Annotated in this window: 16 protein-coding genes; 12 read left to right on the top strand and 4 right to left on the bottom strand. The window is 74.9% G+C overall.

What is annotated here, in order from left to right; translation table 11 throughout:
• Positions 1-32 precede the first annotated feature (32 nt).
• The 3 genes from ACFVVX_RS13460 to ACFVVX_RS13450 all read left to right on the top strand — a co-directional run bounded on the left by ACFVVX_RS13460 (position 33) and on the right by ACFVVX_RS13450 (position 2739).
• Positions 33-989 carry an ATP-binding cassette domain-containing protein gene (locus tag ACFVVX_RS13460; RefSeq protein ID WP_387944794.1) on the top strand — a complete coding sequence of 319 codons (957 nt, stop codon included), beginning with the start codon at positions 33-35 and terminating at the stop codon, positions 987-989.
• A gap of 31 nt (positions 990-1020) precedes the next feature.
• Positions 1021-1785, top strand: a complete 765-nt coding sequence (locus ACFVVX_RS13455) for an ABC transporter permease (protein WP_387944792.1) — start codon at positions 1021-1023, stop codon at positions 1783-1785.
• 426 nt (positions 1786-2211) lie between these two features.
• Positions 2212-2739 carry a hypothetical protein gene (locus tag ACFVVX_RS13450; protein WP_387944790.1) on the top strand — a complete coding sequence of 176 codons (528 nt, stop codon included), beginning with the start codon at positions 2212-2214 and terminating at the stop codon, positions 2737-2739.
• Between the two features lie 186 nt (positions 2740-2925).
• Here ACFVVX_RS13450 and ACFVVX_RS13445 read toward each other — a convergent pair whose 3' ends face one another.
• The 4 genes from ACFVVX_RS13445 to ACFVVX_RS13430 form a co-directional block, all read right to left on the bottom strand.
• Positions 2926-4299: a PLP-dependent aminotransferase family protein gene (locus ACFVVX_RS13445; RefSeq protein ID WP_387944788.1), complete on the bottom strand. Its 1374-nt coding sequence runs from the start codon at positions 4297-4299 to the stop codon at positions 2926-2928.
• A 59-nt stretch (positions 4300-4358) separates the two neighbouring features.
• Positions 4359-5294, bottom strand: coding sequence for an alpha/beta hydrolase (locus ACFVVX_RS13440; protein ID WP_387944786.1), 936 nt, complete (start codon positions 5292-5294; stop codon positions 4359-4361).
• A gap of 44 nt (positions 5295-5338) precedes the next feature.
• Positions 5339-6106 (bottom strand): class I SAM-dependent methyltransferase, encoded by a 768-nt coding sequence (locus tag ACFVVX_RS13435; RefSeq protein WP_387944784.1) that lies wholly within the window; start codon positions 6104-6106, stop codon positions 5339-5341.
• A 95-nt stretch (positions 6107-6201) separates the two neighbouring features.
• Positions 6202-7311, bottom strand: a complete 1110-nt coding sequence (locus ACFVVX_RS13430) for an alpha-hydroxy acid oxidase (RefSeq protein WP_387944782.1) — start codon at positions 7309-7311, stop codon at positions 6202-6204.
• 246 nt (positions 7312-7557) lie between these two features.
• Between ACFVVX_RS13430 and ACFVVX_RS13425 the strand changes: the two genes are divergently transcribed.
• The 9 genes from ACFVVX_RS13425 (at position 7558) to ACFVVX_RS13385 (ending at position 16320) form a co-directional block, all read left to right on the top strand.
• A complete protein-coding gene (locus ACFVVX_RS13425; RefSeq protein ID WP_387944780.1) occupies positions 7558-8910 on the top strand; it encodes an AMP-binding protein in 1353 nt (450 codons plus the stop codon).
• Between the two features lie 227 nt (positions 8911-9137).
• Positions 9138-9413, top strand: a complete 276-nt coding sequence (locus ACFVVX_RS13420) for an acyl carrier protein (protein WP_387944778.1) — start codon at positions 9138-9140, stop codon at positions 9411-9413.
• A complete protein-coding gene (locus ACFVVX_RS13415) occupies positions 9410-9682 on the top strand; it encodes an acyl carrier protein (RefSeq protein ID WP_387944776.1) in 273 nt (90 codons plus the stop codon). The genes ACFVVX_RS13420 and ACFVVX_RS13415 overlap by 4 nt, the downstream gene beginning before the upstream one ends.
• Positions 9679-10815, top strand: coding sequence for a beta-ketoacyl synthase N-terminal-like domain-containing protein (locus ACFVVX_RS13410; protein WP_387944774.1), 1137 nt, complete (start codon positions 9679-9681; stop codon positions 10813-10815). The genes ACFVVX_RS13415 and ACFVVX_RS13410 overlap by 4 nt, the downstream gene beginning before the upstream one ends.
• The gene (locus ACFVVX_RS13405; RefSeq protein WP_387944772.1) at positions 10812-11321 is read left to right on the top strand and encodes a hypothetical protein; all 510 of its coding nucleotides are present in this window, start codon (positions 10812-10814) and stop codon (positions 11319-11321) included. Before ACFVVX_RS13410 ends, ACFVVX_RS13405 begins: the two co-directional genes overlap by 4 nt.
• A gap of 156 nt (positions 11322-11477) precedes the next feature.
• Positions 11478-13097 carry a class I adenylate-forming enzyme family protein gene (locus ACFVVX_RS13400; RefSeq protein ID WP_387944770.1) on the top strand — a complete coding sequence of 540 codons (1620 nt, stop codon included), beginning with the start codon at positions 11478-11480 and terminating at the stop codon, positions 13095-13097.
• Positions 13094-14353, top strand: coding sequence for a beta-ketoacyl-[acyl-carrier-protein] synthase family protein (locus ACFVVX_RS13395; protein WP_387944768.1), 1260 nt, complete (start codon positions 13094-13096; stop codon positions 14351-14353). The genes ACFVVX_RS13400 and ACFVVX_RS13395 overlap by 4 nt, the downstream gene beginning before the upstream one ends.
• A gap of 41 nt (positions 14354-14394) precedes the next feature.
• On the top strand, positions 14395-15378 hold the full coding sequence (gene hppD, locus ACFVVX_RS13390; RefSeq protein ID WP_387944766.1) for a 4-hydroxyphenylpyruvate dioxygenase: 984 nt from the start codon (positions 14395-14397) through the stop codon (positions 15376-15378).
• A 27-nt stretch (positions 15379-15405) separates the two neighbouring features.
• Positions 15406-16320 (top strand): phytanoyl-CoA dioxygenase family protein, encoded by a 915-nt coding sequence (locus ACFVVX_RS13385; protein WP_387944764.1) that lies wholly within the window; start codon positions 15406-15408, stop codon positions 16318-16320.
• Positions 16321-16545 lie beyond the last annotated feature (225 nt).

Raw genomic sequence — 16545 nt, 5'->3', positions numbered from 1 at the left:
CCGGCAGCCCATCCCCGCACGGGAGTTCTGGCTTGATCGAGACCAAGGGACTTCGCAAGTCCTATCCGTCCAAAAAGCGCGGCCAGGCCGCCGTCGACGCCGTACGCGGCATCGACCTGGACGTGGCTGCAGGTGAGATCTTCGGCTTCCTCGGCCCCAACGGCGCCGGCAAGACGACCACCATGCGCATGCTCGCCACGCTCATCCGGCCCGACGGCGGCGACGCCCTGATCGCCGGCGCCGACCTGCGCTCCGACCCGGCCGAGGTGCGCCGCCGCATCGGCTACGTCGCCCAGGGCGGCGGCACCACCGACACCGTCACCGCCCGCGAGGAGCTCGTGCTCCAGGCGCGGATGCACGGCACGGGCAAGGCCGAGGCGCACCAACGCGCCGAGCAGGCCCTGAAGGCCTTCGAGCTCACCGAGTTCGGCGACCGCCCGTGCCGTACCTACTCCGGCGGCCAGCGCCGCCGGCTGGACCTCGCACTCGGCGTCATCCACTCGCCCCGCGTGCTGTTCCTGGACGAGCCCACGGTGGGCCTCGACCCGGCCAGCCGGGGCCACGTGTGGGCGGAGATCCGCCGCCTGCGCACCGAGGGGATGACGGTGGTGGTGACCACCCACTACCTGGAGGAGGCCGACGCCCTCTGCGACCGGGTGGCGATCGTCGACCACGGCGAGATCGTCGCCGAGGGCACTCCCGAGACCCTGAAGCGGGAGATCTCCGGCGACGTCGTCCTGGTCGGCCTCGCGGCCGGGGAGTCCGAGCGCGCGGCCAAGGCCCTGCGGGAGCAGTCCTACCTCCACCGGCTGGAGGTACAGGGCGAGGACGGTCTGCGGCTGTACCTGGACGACGGGGCGGCCGCGATCCCGCGGCTGCTGCGCGCACTGGACACGGCGGGCGTGGTGCCCGGCACCGTCCAGCTCCAACGGCCCAGCCTGGACGACGTGTTCCTTGCTCGCACGGGCCGCTCGATAGAGCAGTCCTGACACCTCCGATCCCGAATCCCGAAGGGCCCTGATGAAGCTCGCCCGCGACACCTGGCTGGTCTTCCAGCGGCAGCTGCTGCTCATGTGGCGGACGCCGATCTGGATCGCCGTCGGGGTGATCCAGCCGGTCTTCTATCTGCTGTTGTTCGCGCCGATGCTCAAGAATTTGCTGGCGCCGATGGGCGCGACCACCTACGCCGAGACCTACCAGATCTACGTGCCCGGCCTGTTGGCGGTGCTGTGCATCTTCGGCGGCCTGTACACCGGCTTCACCCTGCTCGGCGAGCTGAAGGCCGGCATCATCGAGCGGTCCCGGGTGACGCCGGTGAGCCGGCTGGCCCTGCTGATCGGCAGGGCGCTGCGCGAGACCGTGGCGCTGCTGGTGCAGGCCGTCATCATCACGCTGATCGCGCTGCCCTTCGGGCTGCGGGTGGGCTTGGTGGACCTCCTACTGGCCTATCTGCTGCTCGGCCTGCTGGCCCTGATGACGTCGGCGATCTCCTACGGCATCGCGCTGGTACTGCCGGCCGACGAGGCGATGGCCCCGGTGGTGAACACCCTCGCGCAGCCGATCGGACTGCTCTCCGGGGTGCTGCTGCCGCTGGCGCTCGCGCCGATGTGGCTGCAGTCGCTGGCCAAGTGGAACCCCTTCTACTGGGCCGTGGAGGGCATGCGGGCGCTGTTCTCGGGCCACGCCGGGGACAGCGCGGTGTGGCAGGGGCTGCTGGTCGTGGGCGTGATGACCGTCGTCTCGGTGTCCTGGTCGGCCCGGTTGTTCTCCACCCGGGTCCGCTAGTGCCGCGTCAGGCAACTTTTGCCCGTCAAGGAGCGGCGTCCGGTGCGTGCTATCGGCGTGCCGGCCGGAAGTCCTCGTACTGGACGTACTTGGGCTTTCGGCCGGTGCGGCGAGAGTGCGTGCCGGGCGTCGCGACGGGGCGAAGGTTGCCTGACGCGGCACTAGGTCCTGGTCCGGGCCTGGCCGGTCCTAATCCGTCCTGCCCTGTCCTTCCTCGTCCTGCCCCTGCCTCGTCCTGCCCTGTCCTGGAGCCCTGCACATCGGGGACTTCCGGGCAGGGCTCGCGGCCTTCTCGGGCGGGCCGGTCCGGCCCGATCGGGCACCTTGTCAACTCTTGCTTCCAGCATGAGAGTTGCTTGCCGGTCCGACTGCCAGGACCTATCGTCGTCGACGGTGCACCGTCCAGGCCTGTCGAGAGGAACCGTCATGAGTCCGCGCTTCGGGAACGAGGCCGCCACCGGCCGCAACGACGACGCACCCGCCCGACGCCGCCGTGCCCGGCTGGCGCTGGCGGGCGGGGCGGTCGCCGCGCTGCCGGTGGTCGGCCTCCTCGCCGCCGGGTCGGCCTCCGCCGAGCCCGTCGCGGCCAAGCCGCCGGCGAAGGTGGTCGCAGCGAAGCCGCCGGCCAAGGTCGTGGCGGCCAAGCCGCCGGCGAAGGTCGTGGCGGCCAAGCCGCCGATGAAGGTGGCCGCACCGGCGCCCGAGCGGGTCACCGACAAGCCCCCGGTGAAGGCCGTGGCCGCCAAGCCCCCCATGAAGATCGTCGCGGCCAAGCCGCCGATGAAGGTGGCCGCACCGGCGCCCGAGCGGGTCACCGACAAGCCCCCGGCCAAGGTCGCCGCCGCCAAGCCTCCCGTCAAGGCGGTCGCGGCGAAGCCCCCGGTGAAGGCCGCGGCTGCCAAGCCGCCGATGAAGGCCGCCGCCGCGGACCCGCGGCCGGGCGCCTCCCGCTGAGTCCTGCGGCGCCCGGGGACCGGCGGTATCCGGGTACTGGCACCCGGCGTCCGCCACCCTCGAAGCCGCACAGCCACCCGCGGACGCCCGTATGACGAATGGCGGCCGGTCCCCGTTCGGGACCGGCCGCCATCGGCCGTTCGGTGCCGCGGTGGCGGCGCTGCCGGGCGGGCCCGGCGAGTCGGGCTACGCGCCCCGCGCACCCGCGGGCTCGGCGGCCACGGCCGCGGCGCTCTCCGCCCGCACGAACGCGGCGAGCCGCTCGACGCCGTCCCTGATCTGCGGCCCGCTCAACGCGCTCACCGACAGCCGCAGCCGGTGCTCCCCGCCGCCGCCCGGATAGAACGGCGCCATCGGCGTCCACAGCACCCCGTGCTCGCCGGCGCAGCGCTCCATGGCCGCCTCGTCCGCCGTGAACGGCACCGTCAGCACGGCGAAGAAGCCGCCCTCCGGCCGGTTCCAGGACAGCCCCAGGCGTCGGCGCTCGGCGGCCGGGAAGTGCCGCTCCAACTCCCCCAGCAGGGCTTCCATGTTGGCCGCGTAGTAGGCCGTCGCGGGGGCGTTGGCGGCCCGCAGCCGGCAGTCGCTGCGCAGCAGCATGCCACCGATGACGGCCTGGCTGAGCGCGGGCGTGTTGACGGTCGTCATGCTCTTGAGCTTCGCCAGCTCGTCCGCCAGCAGGGTGCGCCGGCCGCCGGGGCCGGCCACCTCCTGGTCCGCGACGACGTAGCCGAGCCGGGCGCCGGGGAAGCAGGTCTTGGCGAAGGAGCCCAGGTAGACGACCTGGCGGCGGCGGTCGAGCGCCTTGAGCGTCGGCCGCTCGCCGGGGTCGCGGGCGAAGAAGCCGTACGGGTTGTCCTCGATGACCAGCAGGCCCTCCTCGGCGGCGGTGTCCAGCAGCCGGGAGCGGGCGTCCACCGGCATGCTGGTGCCGGAGGGGTTGGCGAAGTCGGGGACGACGTAGAGCGCCCGCGGGCGGCGGCCCCGGGCCCGGACGGCGCGGGCGGCGGCGCGGACGGCCTGCGGGTCGGGCCCGCCGTCGGGGCCCTCGGGGACGGGGACGGTGGTGAGGTCCAGCAGGCGGGCGGCGCCGGTGACGCCGACGTAGCAGGGCGAGCTGACCAGCAGGACGTCGTCCGGGGTGGCGCACAGGGCGCGCAGTGCGAGCAGCATGCCCTCCTGCGCGCCGACGGTGAGCACCAGGGCCTCGGGGGCCACGTCGAGGCCCTCGTCGTTCGCCAGGGTGCGGGCGACCAGGTCCGCGATGATGCCCTTGGTCGGCCCGTACTGGAACAGGGTGGTGCGCGCGGCGTCGCGGTCGAGGCCGCGTTCGGCGAGGTGGGCGAGGTAGGCGTCCAGGTGGTGGTGGACGTCCTCGGGCTCGAAGAAGCCCTCGTAGGGGCGGCCGGGGGCGAAGGAGAGGGCGCCGGGGTAGCGGGTGGTGACCTCGTTGAGGAAGGTCATGGCGTCGAGCAGCGGGTCGGCGAGGGAGGCGTGCAGGTCGCCGAGCCGCAGCGGCTCCCCCGGCCCCGGCCGGTCCGCTGCCGCGGGCGGGGTCATTGTCACGGGCGGTGCCGCTGCCGCGGGCGGGGTCGCTGTCACGGACGGGGTCGCCGGGCTCATCGGAGGGCCTCGCGCAGCCGCTGTGCGGCGTACTGCTGCGCCTCGGCGCCGGCGTCCAGCACGCCGGCCATGGCGAAGAAGCCGTGCGGCATGCCCGCGTAGCGGCGGGCCTCGACGGGCACGCCGGCGGCGCGCAGGGCCTCGGCGTACTGCTCGCCCTCGTCGCGCAGCGGGTCGTACTCGGCGGTGATCACGGTGGCGGGCGGCAGGCCGGCCAGGTCGGCGGCGCGCAGCGGGGAGGCGTGCGGGTGGTCGCCGTCGGCGGGGTCGGCCAGGTAGTGGCCCCAGTACCAGGCGACCGAGCGGCGGTTGAACAGTGCCGGGTCGTCGTGCTCGCGCAGTGAGGGGGTGTCGGCGCGGTAATCGGTGTTGGGGTAGACGAGCAGTTGGTGGCGTAGGGCCGGTCCGCCCTCGTCTCGGGCGAGCAGGGTGAGGGCGGCGGTGAGGTTGCCGCCCGCGCTGTCGCCGCCGACGGCGAGGCGTGCGGGGTCGATGCCGAGGGTGTCGGCGTGTTCGGCCAGCCAGCGGGCGGCGGCCCGGCAGTCGTGGACGGCGGCGGGGAAGGGGTGCTCGGGGGCGAGGCGGTAGCCGACGGAGGCGGTGACGCAGCCGACGGCGTTGGTCAGGCGGCGGCAGATGGCGTCGCTGGTGTCGGGTGAGCCGAGGGTCCAGCCGCCGCCGAACAGGTAGAGCAGCGCGGGGAGTCGGCCGGCCGTGTCGGCGGGGCGGTAGAGCCGCAGGGCGAGTTCGCCGCCGGGGCCGGGGATGCGGTGCTCCTCGACCGCGCCGACCGGCTCGGGGTTGCCGGCGGCGGCCCGGATGTCGGCGAGGTCGGCGGCGCGGGCCTCGGCGGGGGTGAGGGTGTAGAGCGGGGGTGTGCCCGCGCGGGCGCGCTGCGCGCGCAGCGCCTCCGCCTGGGGGTGCAGTGGCATGGTGGTCCCATCGGTGCGGGGTGTCGGCGGTGGGCGCCGGACGGTCAGCGGTCGGCCTCGACGTAGATGGTCTCGTCGGTGCGGAAGGCCGTGTCGAGGTCGGCGACGTCGGCGCGCATCCCCTGCCGGTAGGCGCAGTGGCGGATCTGTCCGGGCTCGAAGCCGGCCAGGGTGAGGACGTGGCGCAGCTCGTCCAGGTCGTAGATCCACTGGTGGCCGAAGTGGCGGAAGATCTGGTTGATGAGGAAGGCCGGGCGCTGCGGCATCGGCGGGCCGAAGCCGAGGGTGGAGAGCCGGCGGCGGTGCTTGGCGAGGAAGCCGTCGTCGGTGGCGTAGCCGACCAGGTAGCGGGCCAGGTCGGGGGTGGTGATCCGCAGGACGCCGCCGGGGCGCAGCACGCGTCGGGCCTCGCGCAGCCAGCCGACGGCCACGGGCATCGTGACGTGTTCGATCAGGTGCTCGGCGTAGACCCAGTCGACGCTGGCGTCGGCGAACGGCAGCGGCTGGGAGATGTCCAGCCGGGTGAACCAGCGGTCGCCGTCGACGCGGTAGAGGGTGCCGGGCTCGGTGGTGGCGTCGGGGCTGCTCAGGGCGGCGAGGTCGGTGCCGAGGCCTTCCGGGTGGGCTGTCCGGAATGCGGCGAACTCGATTCCGGTGAGGCCGAGTTCGCGGAAGCCCTGGTGGTCGCGCGGGAGGCCGGCGGGGGTGGGTTCGAGTGTCCGGCAGGTGGCGGCCCGCTCGCTGAAGCCGTCGAGATGGGCGGCGAGGCCGTCCGGGTCGTCCCAGTCCCAGCCGGGGAAGGCGTTCGTCATGTCGCTGGTCTTTCTGGTGGGTTGCGGTGTCGGGGGCCTGGCGGGCTTGCGGGGCGGGGAGGCCGGGCGGTGTGCGGTGCCGGTGCCGGGCGGGGTCAGGTCCGGGCGGTGCCGGTGGTAGGCCAGGGCGCGAGGGCGCCGCGGTCCAGGTCGGCGAGTCGGGGGCGGCCCAACAGGGCCATGGTGTGCTCCAGTTCGTCGCGGAGCAGGCCGAGGACGCGGGCCACGCCGGCCTCGCCCTCGGTGGCCAGGCCCCACAGGGCGGGGCGGCCCACCAGGACGGCCCGGGCGCCGAGGGCGAGGGCGATCGCGATGTCCGTGCCGGTGCGCACGCCGCCGTCGAGCAGGACCGGGAAGTGCGCGGGGAGGGCGTCGACCACCTCGGGGAGGGCGGCCAGGCTGGGCAGGGCGCCGTCGAGTTGGCGTCCGCCGTGGTTGGAGACCACGACGGCGTCGACGCCGTGGTCGGCGGCCCGGCGGGCGTCCTCGGCGGTCAGGATGCCCTTGAGGACCAGCGGCAGGCTGCTGCGCTCGCGCAGCCAGGCGAGGTCGGCCCAGGTCACCGTGGGGTCGAACTGCTCCGCGGCGTGGTCGGCGATCCCGGAGGAGCCGGTGGTGGCGCGGTGGCTGGCGGCCATCAGCCGCTGGTCGAGGTTGACGGCGCGGATGTCCGGCGGGATGGCGAAGCCGTTGCGCAGGTCGCGCATCCGGCGCCCGATCCGGGGCGCGTCCACGGTGAGCATCAGGGCGGTGAACCCGGCGGCCTCGGCCCGTTCGACCAGGGCGGCCAGGGCGTCGCGGCGGCGCAGCCAGTAGAGCTGGAGCCAGAGCGGGCCGGTGGCGGCGGCGGCGATGTCCTCCAGGGTGCGGCTGGCGAAGATGCCGGCGACCAGCAGCGCGCCCGCTCGTCCGGCCGCGCGGGCGGTCGCGGTCTCGCCCTCCGGGTCGACCAGCCGGTGGTAGGCCATCGGGGCGATGCCCACCGGCAGTTGGAGCTCGGAGCCGAGCAGGGTCAGTGCGGGTGAGCAGGTCGAGACGTCGACGAGCGCGCGGGGTCGCAGGGCGTAGTGGCCGAACTGCTTTCCGTTCGCCGCCAGGGTTCGTTCCGCGCCACTTCCGCCTTCAATGAAGTCCCAGATTTCTGGGCGAAGTCGGTCGTGCGCCGCGCGCTCGATCCCGGCCAGCGTGAGTGGTCCCACGGGCATCCTCGTTCCCGGACGGCCGCGCTCGGACCAGTCCCGGATCTGCAGCGTAGGAGGTCCGGACCACATTGGTATAGACCTTGATTTGACCAATCGTCTGTGCAATCGTCTGGCAACGGAATTGACCGTATTGGTTCTGAACAGCGTCCATGTCAAATCTCCTCACTGCGTGGAGCGGCGTTGACCGCCATTTCCCTCTCATCACCTCTGCCTTCCTCGGTCCCGCACGCCGATGCCCCCGAACACTGGGTGGACCGGTTGCTGCTGGCAGGCCCCGGAGGCGAGGAATGCCTACGCTTCGGCACTCCCGTCGATCGCGACACCCTGCGCCGGCTGGTCGGCGAGCAGGCCCGGCGGCTCGCCCTCGCGGGCCTGGAGCCGGGCGGGACGGTGGCGTTGCGGCTGCCGCCCTCGCTCGGCTTCGTCGTCGCCCTGCTGGCGTCCTGGCAGAGCGGCGCCCAGGTCGCCCTGTTGGACCACCGGCTGACGGACCATGAGGTCGACGCGGCCGTCGAACGGCTGGCCCCGCAACTGTTGGTAGGGTCGGCCCACCGGTCGGCACCGGCGCTGCGCGGCTTCCACGAGGTGGACCCGGTGGCCGTCCGGCTGCCGGCGGGCCGCCCGGCCCGCACCGGCCACGCGCTGGTCCAGCTCAGCTCCGGTTCCACCGGTCCGGCCAAGGTCATCGCCCGCACGGCCGGTGACCTGGTCCGCGAACTCGGCTGCTACCGGCGGCTGGAGGACTTCCCCGGCGAGGGCGAGCGGGTGGTGCTGCTCTCCTCGGTGGTGCACGTCCTCGGCCTGGTCGGCGGGCTGCTCAACAGCCTGCACGCCCGGGCGCCGCTGACCGTGCCGGAACGGATGACGGCGGCGGGCATCCTCGCCGCGGTCGGCGCCGACACCCGGCCGACCACGGTGATCGGGGTGCCCTTCCACGCCGAGCTGCTGGCCGGCGCGGCGGCGCCCCCGCCGCTGCCCGGACTGCGCCGGATGATCGTCGCAGGCGAGCTGGTCCGCCCCGGACTGCCCGCCGCCTTCACCGCCAGGTACGGCGTCCCGCTCGGCACCATGTACGGGATGACCGAGCTCGGGGTCATCGCGACCGATCTCAGCGGTCGGCTGCACCCCCGGGCCGAGCCCGTCCACGGCATCGAACTCCGCCTGGTGGAAGGCGAGTTGCAGATCGGCACGGCCGCCTCCCCCTACCCGGGGCTGGACGATCCGACCCGCTGGGCCGACGGCTGGCTGCACACCCGGGACGCCGCCGAGCTCGCCCCCGCCACCGGGTGCGTGACCGTCCTGGGCCGCCGGGACTCCCAGGTCTCGATCGGCGGACTGAAGGTCGACCTCACCGAGGTGGAGCAGACCCTGGCCGCACTGCCCGGGGTCCGCGAGGCCGTCGTGGTGTTCGACCGGGGCACCGTCGAGGCCTACCTCTCCACCGAGGAGGGCGCCGAGCCCGCACTCGTCGAGGAGGGACTGGCCCGGCAGCTGGCCGCCTACAAGCGGCCGCGCACCCTGGCCTTCCTCCCCGCGCTCCCCCGCACCGCCACCGGCAAGCTGCTGCGTGATCCGGTCGCCCTGCGCGCGGCCGCCCGCTGAATTCCCCACCGCACCCGAACCGATTTCCCGATCGGGCAAAACGCACTTCCCTCCGGGGAAGCAGCGGCTTTCCCGATGTATCCGAACGGCCTTCCCGATAGGGCCGTACCGCCTTGCCCGGCGGACCCGAACCGCCTTCCCGGCCGGGGCCGCCCGATTTCCCCGCCGTACCCGACTCCTCCCCGACCCCGCGCGCACCACAGGCGCGCAAGCACAAGGAGCACACCATGCAGGACCGCATCCGCGAGTTCGTCCTCGCCGCCCTGACCGAGATGCAGTACGACGTCTCGGAGGTCACCGGAGACACCGACCTCGGCCCGGCCGGGCTCGACCTGGAGTCGCTCGCGCTGGCCGACCTGTCCGTCCAGGTCGAGGACGAGTACGGGATCAAGTTCGACCTGGACGAGATGGAGAGCACCGCGCTGATGACGCTCGACCAGTTCACCGCCGATGTCGCCAAGCGGATCGCCGCCGTCCCGAGCACCTCGGGCAGCCCCGCGTGACGGACACCCGCCTCCCCGGCCGGGCCGAGGTCCTGCAGATGCTGGCGGCGTTCGGGCAGCGCGCCGCCGAGACCGTCCCGGAGACCGTCGGGTCGCTGGAGCTCACCTGGCTGATCGCCGAGTTCGAGCAGCGCTACGGGGTCGAACTGGACCTCGACGACGAGCAGTTCGAGGCCGTCCGGACGGTGGACGACGCCACCGCGGTGCTGTCCGCGGCCGTGCTGGCCGCCGCGGGGGCCGACCGCACCGCCGGGGCCGCGCAGCCATGACCGGCAACGCCCCGCCCGCCGTCCGGCCCGTGGTCACCGGCGTCGGCGTGCTCAGCGCGGCCGGCTCCGGGCTCGGCGCGCTCGCCGAGGCGACCGCCCACGGCAAGGCCGCCTTCAGCACCGTCACCCGGTTCGACGTCTCCGCGCGCCGGACCACCCGGGCCGCGCTGCTGCCCGAACCGGTGGCGCTGGCCGACGCCGTCCTCGCCGCCGTGGACCAGGCCTGCCGCCAGGCCGGCCTGCCCGCCGCGGGCGGCGCCGGCGCGCCCGACGGGGGTGCCGTGCCCGTCCTGCTCGCCCTGCACAGCGACCTGCGGACCAGGGACGTCAGCGCCGCCGTCGCGGCCGGGGCGGCCCGGGCCTGGGGGGTCGCCGGGGTGACCCGCGTCTACACCGGGGCCTGCGTCGCGGCCGGCACCGCCGTGGCCGACGCCGCCGCGCTGGTCGCCACCGGCCGCCACCCCCGGGTCCTGGTCGCGGCCGGACACCTGGTGGAGCCGGGCGTGTTCGCCGCCTTCGACGCCGGACGGGCGCTGGCCCGCGACGGCGAGCTGCGCCCGTTCAGCGCCGGCCGCAGCGGCACCCTGCTCGGCGACGCGGCCGCCGCCGTGGTCGTCGAGGCCGAACCGGCCGCCGAGCGGCGCGGCGCGCCCGTCCTCGCCCGGCTGGCCGGCTGGGGCCGGACCGGGGACGCCCACCACGTCTGCCGCCCCGAACCGGACGGCGACGGCGCGGCCCGCGCCGTCGAGGCCGCGCTCGCCCGGGCCGGCGTCACCCCGGCGGAGATCGGCTACGTCAACGCCAACGGGACCGGCTCGCCGCTGGCCGACCGGGCCGAGGCGAGCGCCCTGCGCCGGGTGTTCGGCCCGCACGCCGAGCGGCTGCCGGTGAGCTCCAGCAAGTCCGTCCACGGCCACGCCCTGGAGGCCTCCGCACTGCTCGAACTCGCCGTCACCATCGCGGCGTTGCGCGACGGCCGGCTCCCGGTGAACGCCGGCTGGCTCGGCCCGGACCCGGACGTCGCGGTGGACCTGGTGCTCGACGGCCCGCGCGCCGCCCGGCCGCACTACGCGCTGACGCTCAACTCCGCGTTCGGCGGCGCCAACACCGCACTCCTGGTGGCCGCCCGATGACCGGACTGCGCATCCTCGCCCGGGCCGGCTGGCCCGACCCGGACCACCACGAGCCCCTCCCCCCGATCCCCGGCTTCACCGCCTCCTCGTTCAACCCCCTGGTGGCCGAGACCGCCGAGCGCTGTCTGCGCGCCCACCACGGCGCCGCACCGGCACCCGGCCGCACGGCCCTGCTGCTGGCCAGCGCCGGTGGTGACCGGGCCACTGCCCGGGCCATCGACGAGGCCGCCGCCGCCGACCGGAGGGTCCCGCCCCTGCTGTTCTTCCAGTCCAACCCGAACGCCGTCCTCGGCCACATCGCCGCACGCTGGGGCCTGACCGGACCGGTCGTGGCGATCAGCCCGACCGCGACCCGCCCGGGCCAAGTACCGCAGGACGCGCTCGACCTGGCGGAGCTGCTCCTCGCGGACGGCGACGCCGACCAGGTCCTGGTCATCGCCGCCGAGCAGGCCGACGCCGGCCAGGGCACCGACCGGGCGGTCGCCCTCCTGGTCACCACCGCCTGACGGGTCACCACCCCCTGACGGATCACCACCGCCCGACCGGGCCGGTCCCGACCGCACCCGACACCCCGTACCCGCACCGACACCACCACCGAGCGAGCGGCCCCACACGCCGCGCCCGCCGCAGCACGCCCCGCACCATCGGAGGGATCCACCACCGTGAGCATCCGCAGTATCCGCACCCTTCTGGCGGACGACCCGGACGTCGGCGCCGGCAACGTCCTGACCAGCCGGCTGGCCCTCGGCCTCGGCCTGGACGAGCCGCTGCTGACCTTCGACACCGCGGTGGACGACCACGCCGCCTGGCAGCCCTTCACCCTGCGCGAGCTGGACCGCGCCGTCCGGGCCCGGGCCGCCGCGCTGCACGCCCTCGGGGTGACCCGCCGCGACCCGGTGGTGGTCTACACGACCGATGCCGCCGACCACGTGCTGGCCTTCCTCGCGCTCGCCCGGCTCGGTGCGATCCCCGCCCTGCTCAACCCCAACGTGGACGGCGAGCGGGCCGCCCGCTACATCCACCGCCTCGGCGCCGTCGGCATCCTCGCCGACGCCCCGCACCTGGCCGCGCTGGCCGGCCACGACGCCGGCGCCCCCGCCCTGCCCGAGATCTCCACCCTCGGCGCGGGCGACCCCGACGCCGCCCCGGCGCCCTACCGGCACTGGTCCGGGGACCCGGTCGCGATCACCCACTCCTCCGGCACCACCGGCATGCCCAAGGCCGTGGTCCACTCGCACGCGAGCCTGTACGCGGCGATCCGCCACCGCCTGCGGATGCCCCGCCCGCAGGGCCAGGCGCGGATGCTCAGCGCGCTGCCCGCCCCGCACGCCGCCACCCTGATCGCGGTCAACCTGGCGCTCAGCTCCCACACCGAACTCGCCCTGCTCTCCCGGCAGTCGGGCGCGGGCGTGCTGGACGCGATCGACAGCTGGCAGCCCAGCGGCGTCATCGGCTTCGCCGCGACCTGGGCCGAGCTCGCCCACCACGACCTGAGCGCGCGCCGGACGGACTCCGTCGCCCTCTGGTGGAACACCGGCGACTGCGCCCACGAGGTGCACATCCGCCGGCTGATCGCCGCCGGCAGCCGGGAGACCGTCACCCGCGAGGGCCGGGTCCGGGCGCCCGGCTCGCTGTTCGTGGACGGCCTCGGCTCCACCGAGATGGGCCACTCGCACTTCTTCATCACGCACGGCCCCGGCACCGAGCGCTACGGCCGCTGCGTCGGCCGCCCGCACGCCTTCGTCGACTGCGAGGTGGTCGGCCCGGACGGCGAGCCGCTCGGCCCCGGCGAGGTCGGCGAACTCGCCACCACCTCCCCCACCCTGGCGCTCGGCTACTGGAACGACTCGGCCACCACCTTCCGCACCCGGATCCGCGGGAAGTTCCTCACCGGCGACCTGATGTACCGGGACGAGGAGGGCTACTACTACCACGTCGACCGGGCCGTCGACTCCGTCGAACTCGGCGGCGGCAAGCGGCTGTTCACCGCGATGTCGGAGGAGCGCGTGCTGGCCCGCTGCCCGGACGTGGCGGACTGCACCGTCGTCGCCGTCCGCGACGGCGAGGAGGTCGTCACCGACGTCCTGCTCATCCTGGCCGCCGACGCCGACCCGCGGACGGACCGCACCAAGGAGGTGACGGCGGCCCTGGACGAGCACAGCGCGGCGACCGTCCGCAAGGTCCTGGTGGTCTCCGGCGAGGACATCCCGCTCGGCCCGACCGGCAAGGTCCGCAAGGTGCTGCTGCGCCAGCGCTACCTCGACTCGGTGGCGGGCCGGTGAGCGCCGCACGTCCGGCCGCCACCGTCACCGGCATTGGCCTGGTCACGCCCCTCGGCCGCAAGCCCGCCGAGGTCTTCGAGGCGCTCACCACCGGCCGCAGCGGCATCACCGCCGTACCGGAGGGCCACGCCGCGCACGGCTGGCTCACCGCCGCCGGCATCGCCCCCGCGGTGGACGGCCGCGAGGTGCTGCCGCCCACCGAGACCCGCTGCGTGGACCGCTTCGTCCTGCTCGCCCTCGCCGCCGCCGACGACGCGCTCGCCGACGCCGGACTGGTGGTCGGCCGGGACGTCGACGCCCACCGCACCGCCGTCGTCCTGGCCACCGGCGGAGGCGGCCTGGAGACCTTCGAGCAGCAGTCCCACCGGCGCCTGGAGCGCGGCCGGCCCGGGGTCAGCCCGTACCTGCTGCCCGGCATGCTCTCCAACATGGCCACCGCCCGGGTCGCCATCAAGCACGGGATCCGGGGCTACAGTTCGGCGATCGTGACGGCCTGCGCGGCCGGCGCCCAGGCCGTCGCCGAGGGGCTGCGGCTGATCCGCGCCGGGGACGCCGACGTGGTGGTGTGCGGCGGCAGCGAGTCCTCGCTGCACCCGACGATCGCCGCCGCCTTCACCAACGCCCGTGCGCTCTCGCACGGTTGGGAGGACCCGCAGCAGGCCAGCCGGCCGTTCGACGCCCGCCGCACCGGCTTCGTGCTCGGCGAGGGCAGCGCCGTCCTGGTACTGGAGCGCGCCGAGCACGCCGACGCCCGCGGCGCCGCCGGGTACGCCGACCTGACCGGCTGGGGCGCCTCCACCGACGCCCACCACCCGACCATGCCGCGCCCGGACGGCGAGGGCGCCGCCGACGCGATGCGCTCCGCGCTGGCCAACGCGGGCCTGGCACCCGCCGACATCGGCTACGTCAACGCGCACGGCACCGGCACCAAGCTCGGCGACATCGCCGAGACGGCGGCGCTGCGGTCCGTCTTCGGCGAGCAGGGGCCCGCGGTCAGCTCCACCAAGGGCGCGACCGGCCATCTGCTGGGCGCCGCAGGGGCGTTGGAGGCCGCCGTCACGGCGCTCGCGGTGGCCCGCGGGACGCTGCCGCCGACCGTGAACCTCGTCGACCCCGACCCGGCCTGCGCGCTCGACCACGTCCGGGGCGCCGCCCGCGCCGCCGCGCCGGGCGCCGCCCTGAGCAACGCCTTCGCGTTCGGCGGCCACAACCTCAGCCTGATCTTCGGCCCGGCGTCCACCCGTGCCGCCAAGTAGCGCTCCGCCACCCGCCCTTGCCTCACGCCCGGGGAGAACCGATGTCAGTCCAGTCCATCACCCATGTCGAGTACCACTGCGCCGACGCCGAGCTGACCGCCGCCGGTCTCTGCTCGGACTACGGCTTCCTGCATGACGACCAGGCCCCGCCCCAGCCCGGGATACGCAGCGTCCGGCTGCACCAGGGCACGATCCGCATCCATGTCGCCTCGGCCGAGGACCCCGCCCACCCGGTGGCCCGCTTCGTGGCGCGGCACGGCGACGGCGTGGCCGTGATCGCACTCGGCTGCACCGACCCGCAGGCCTCGCTGGAGCGCGCCGAACGGCACGGCGCGCGGGTCCTCGACCGGGCCGGCGGCCTGGTCGCCGGCTTCGGCGACGTGGCCCTGCGGTTCGTCCCCGACGCCCCGGCGCAGGCCGCGCCCGGCGGCCTGCTGGACGCCCTCGACCACGCCGCGATCTGCGTGCCCGCCGGCGAACTCGCCCCCGCCGTCAAGTTCTGCGAGGCGGCGCTCGGCTTCCACCGGATCTTCGGCGAGTACATCGAGGTCGGCGCGCAGGCCATGGACTCCAGCGTGGTGCAGAGCGCCTCCGGCGAGGTCACCTTCACCCTGATCGAGCCCGACACCAGCCGCCAGCCCGGCCAGATCGACACCTTCCTCGACTCCAACCAGGGCGCCGGCGTCCAGCACCTGGCCTTCCGCACCCGGGACATCGCCGCCGCCGTCCGGACGGCCCGCGCGCGCGGAGTGGAGTTCCTGAGCACCCCCGGCGCCTACTACGACGCCCTGGCCGAGCGCCTCGGCGCGACCGCCATCCCGGTCGACACCCTGCGCGAGCTGGACGTGCTGGTGGACCAGGACCACGGCGGACAGCTGTTCCAGATCTTCGTCCGCTCGACCCACCCCCGGCGGACGTACTTCCTGGAGCTGATCGAGCGCCAGGGCGCGGGCACCTTCGGCACCGCCAACATCAAGGCCCTGTACGAGGCCGTCGAGCGGCAGAGCTCCACCGCGTCCGTCTGACCCACCCCCCGAGGAGACCGCCCCGCCATGACGACCGCACCCGAGTTCCACCTCACCGACGCCGAACGCTCCCTGCTGCCCACCCCCGAGGAGGTGGCCGGCTACCTGGAGCACGGCTGGTACCTCTCCCGCCGGCTCTTCAGCGACGAGGAACTGGACACCCTCCAGGACGCCACCGAGAAGTACTACGAGGGCCACCGCGACCGCACCCTCGCCGTGCGGCCGCCCAACCTCGCCTCCTGGGAGCCCTCGCACGGCCCGGTCCAGCGGCACAACGACTACGTCCACTACGAGAGCGACGCCATCGGCGCGATCCTGCGCAAGCCGCTGCTGGGCGCCGTCGCCGCGCTGCTCGCCGAGGCCGAGGAGATCCGGGTCTTCCAGGCCACGCTGATCTTCAAGCCGCCGGTGCCCGAGGAGCCCACCAACCAGGTGCCCTGGCACTTCGACAAGCACTACTGGCAGACATCCAGCTCCAACCGGATGCTCACCGCCTTCCTCCCCTTCCACGACTGCGGCGAGGAGAACGGCACCATCACCATGATCGACGGCAGCCACCGCTGGCGGGAGCTGGACTCGGGCGAGGACTCCACCCGGCACTTCGCCCAGCGCAACCGCTCCGAGCTGGAGGGGATCCTCGCCGAGAACGCCCGCTTCAACGGGCAGGAGGTGCGCAAGGTCCCGATGCTGATCCCGCGCGGGCACGTCAGCTTCCACCACTGCCGCACCTACCACGGCAGCGGCGCCAACCTCTCGGACGCCCCGCGCCGGGCCGTCTCCCTGCACCTGCAGGACGGCGGCAACGAGTACCGCCACCACACCCGGGCGGACGGCGGGACGGTCGTCTACAACCACGACGTGGTGGTCCGGCGCACCGCCGACGACCGGCCCGACTACGCCGACCCGGACATCTGCCCGGCGGTGTGGCGGGGAGCGCTGTGACGACCGACCACCTTGTCACCGACGGGAGTTCGGCGACGACCGGCGGCACCGAGGCGGTCGGCGGCCCCGGTGCGACCGCCGGCTCCGGAGCGGTCGGCGGCCCGGATGCGACCGGCCGCGGGGGGGGGGGGGGGGGCCCCGGGGGGGCCCCCCCCCCCCCCCCCCCCGGGGCCGCCCCCCAGCGCCCGCGGGGCCGCCGGGTGGGGGGGGTGGGGCGCGCGCGGG

Origin of the sequence: Kitasatospora sp. NPDC058170 (assembly GCF_042883905.1) — a bacterium.
GTDB lineage: Bacteria > Actinomycetota > Actinomycetes > Streptomycetales > Streptomycetaceae > Kitasatospora.
This window is presented reverse-complemented; position numbering and strand designations above follow the sequence as displayed.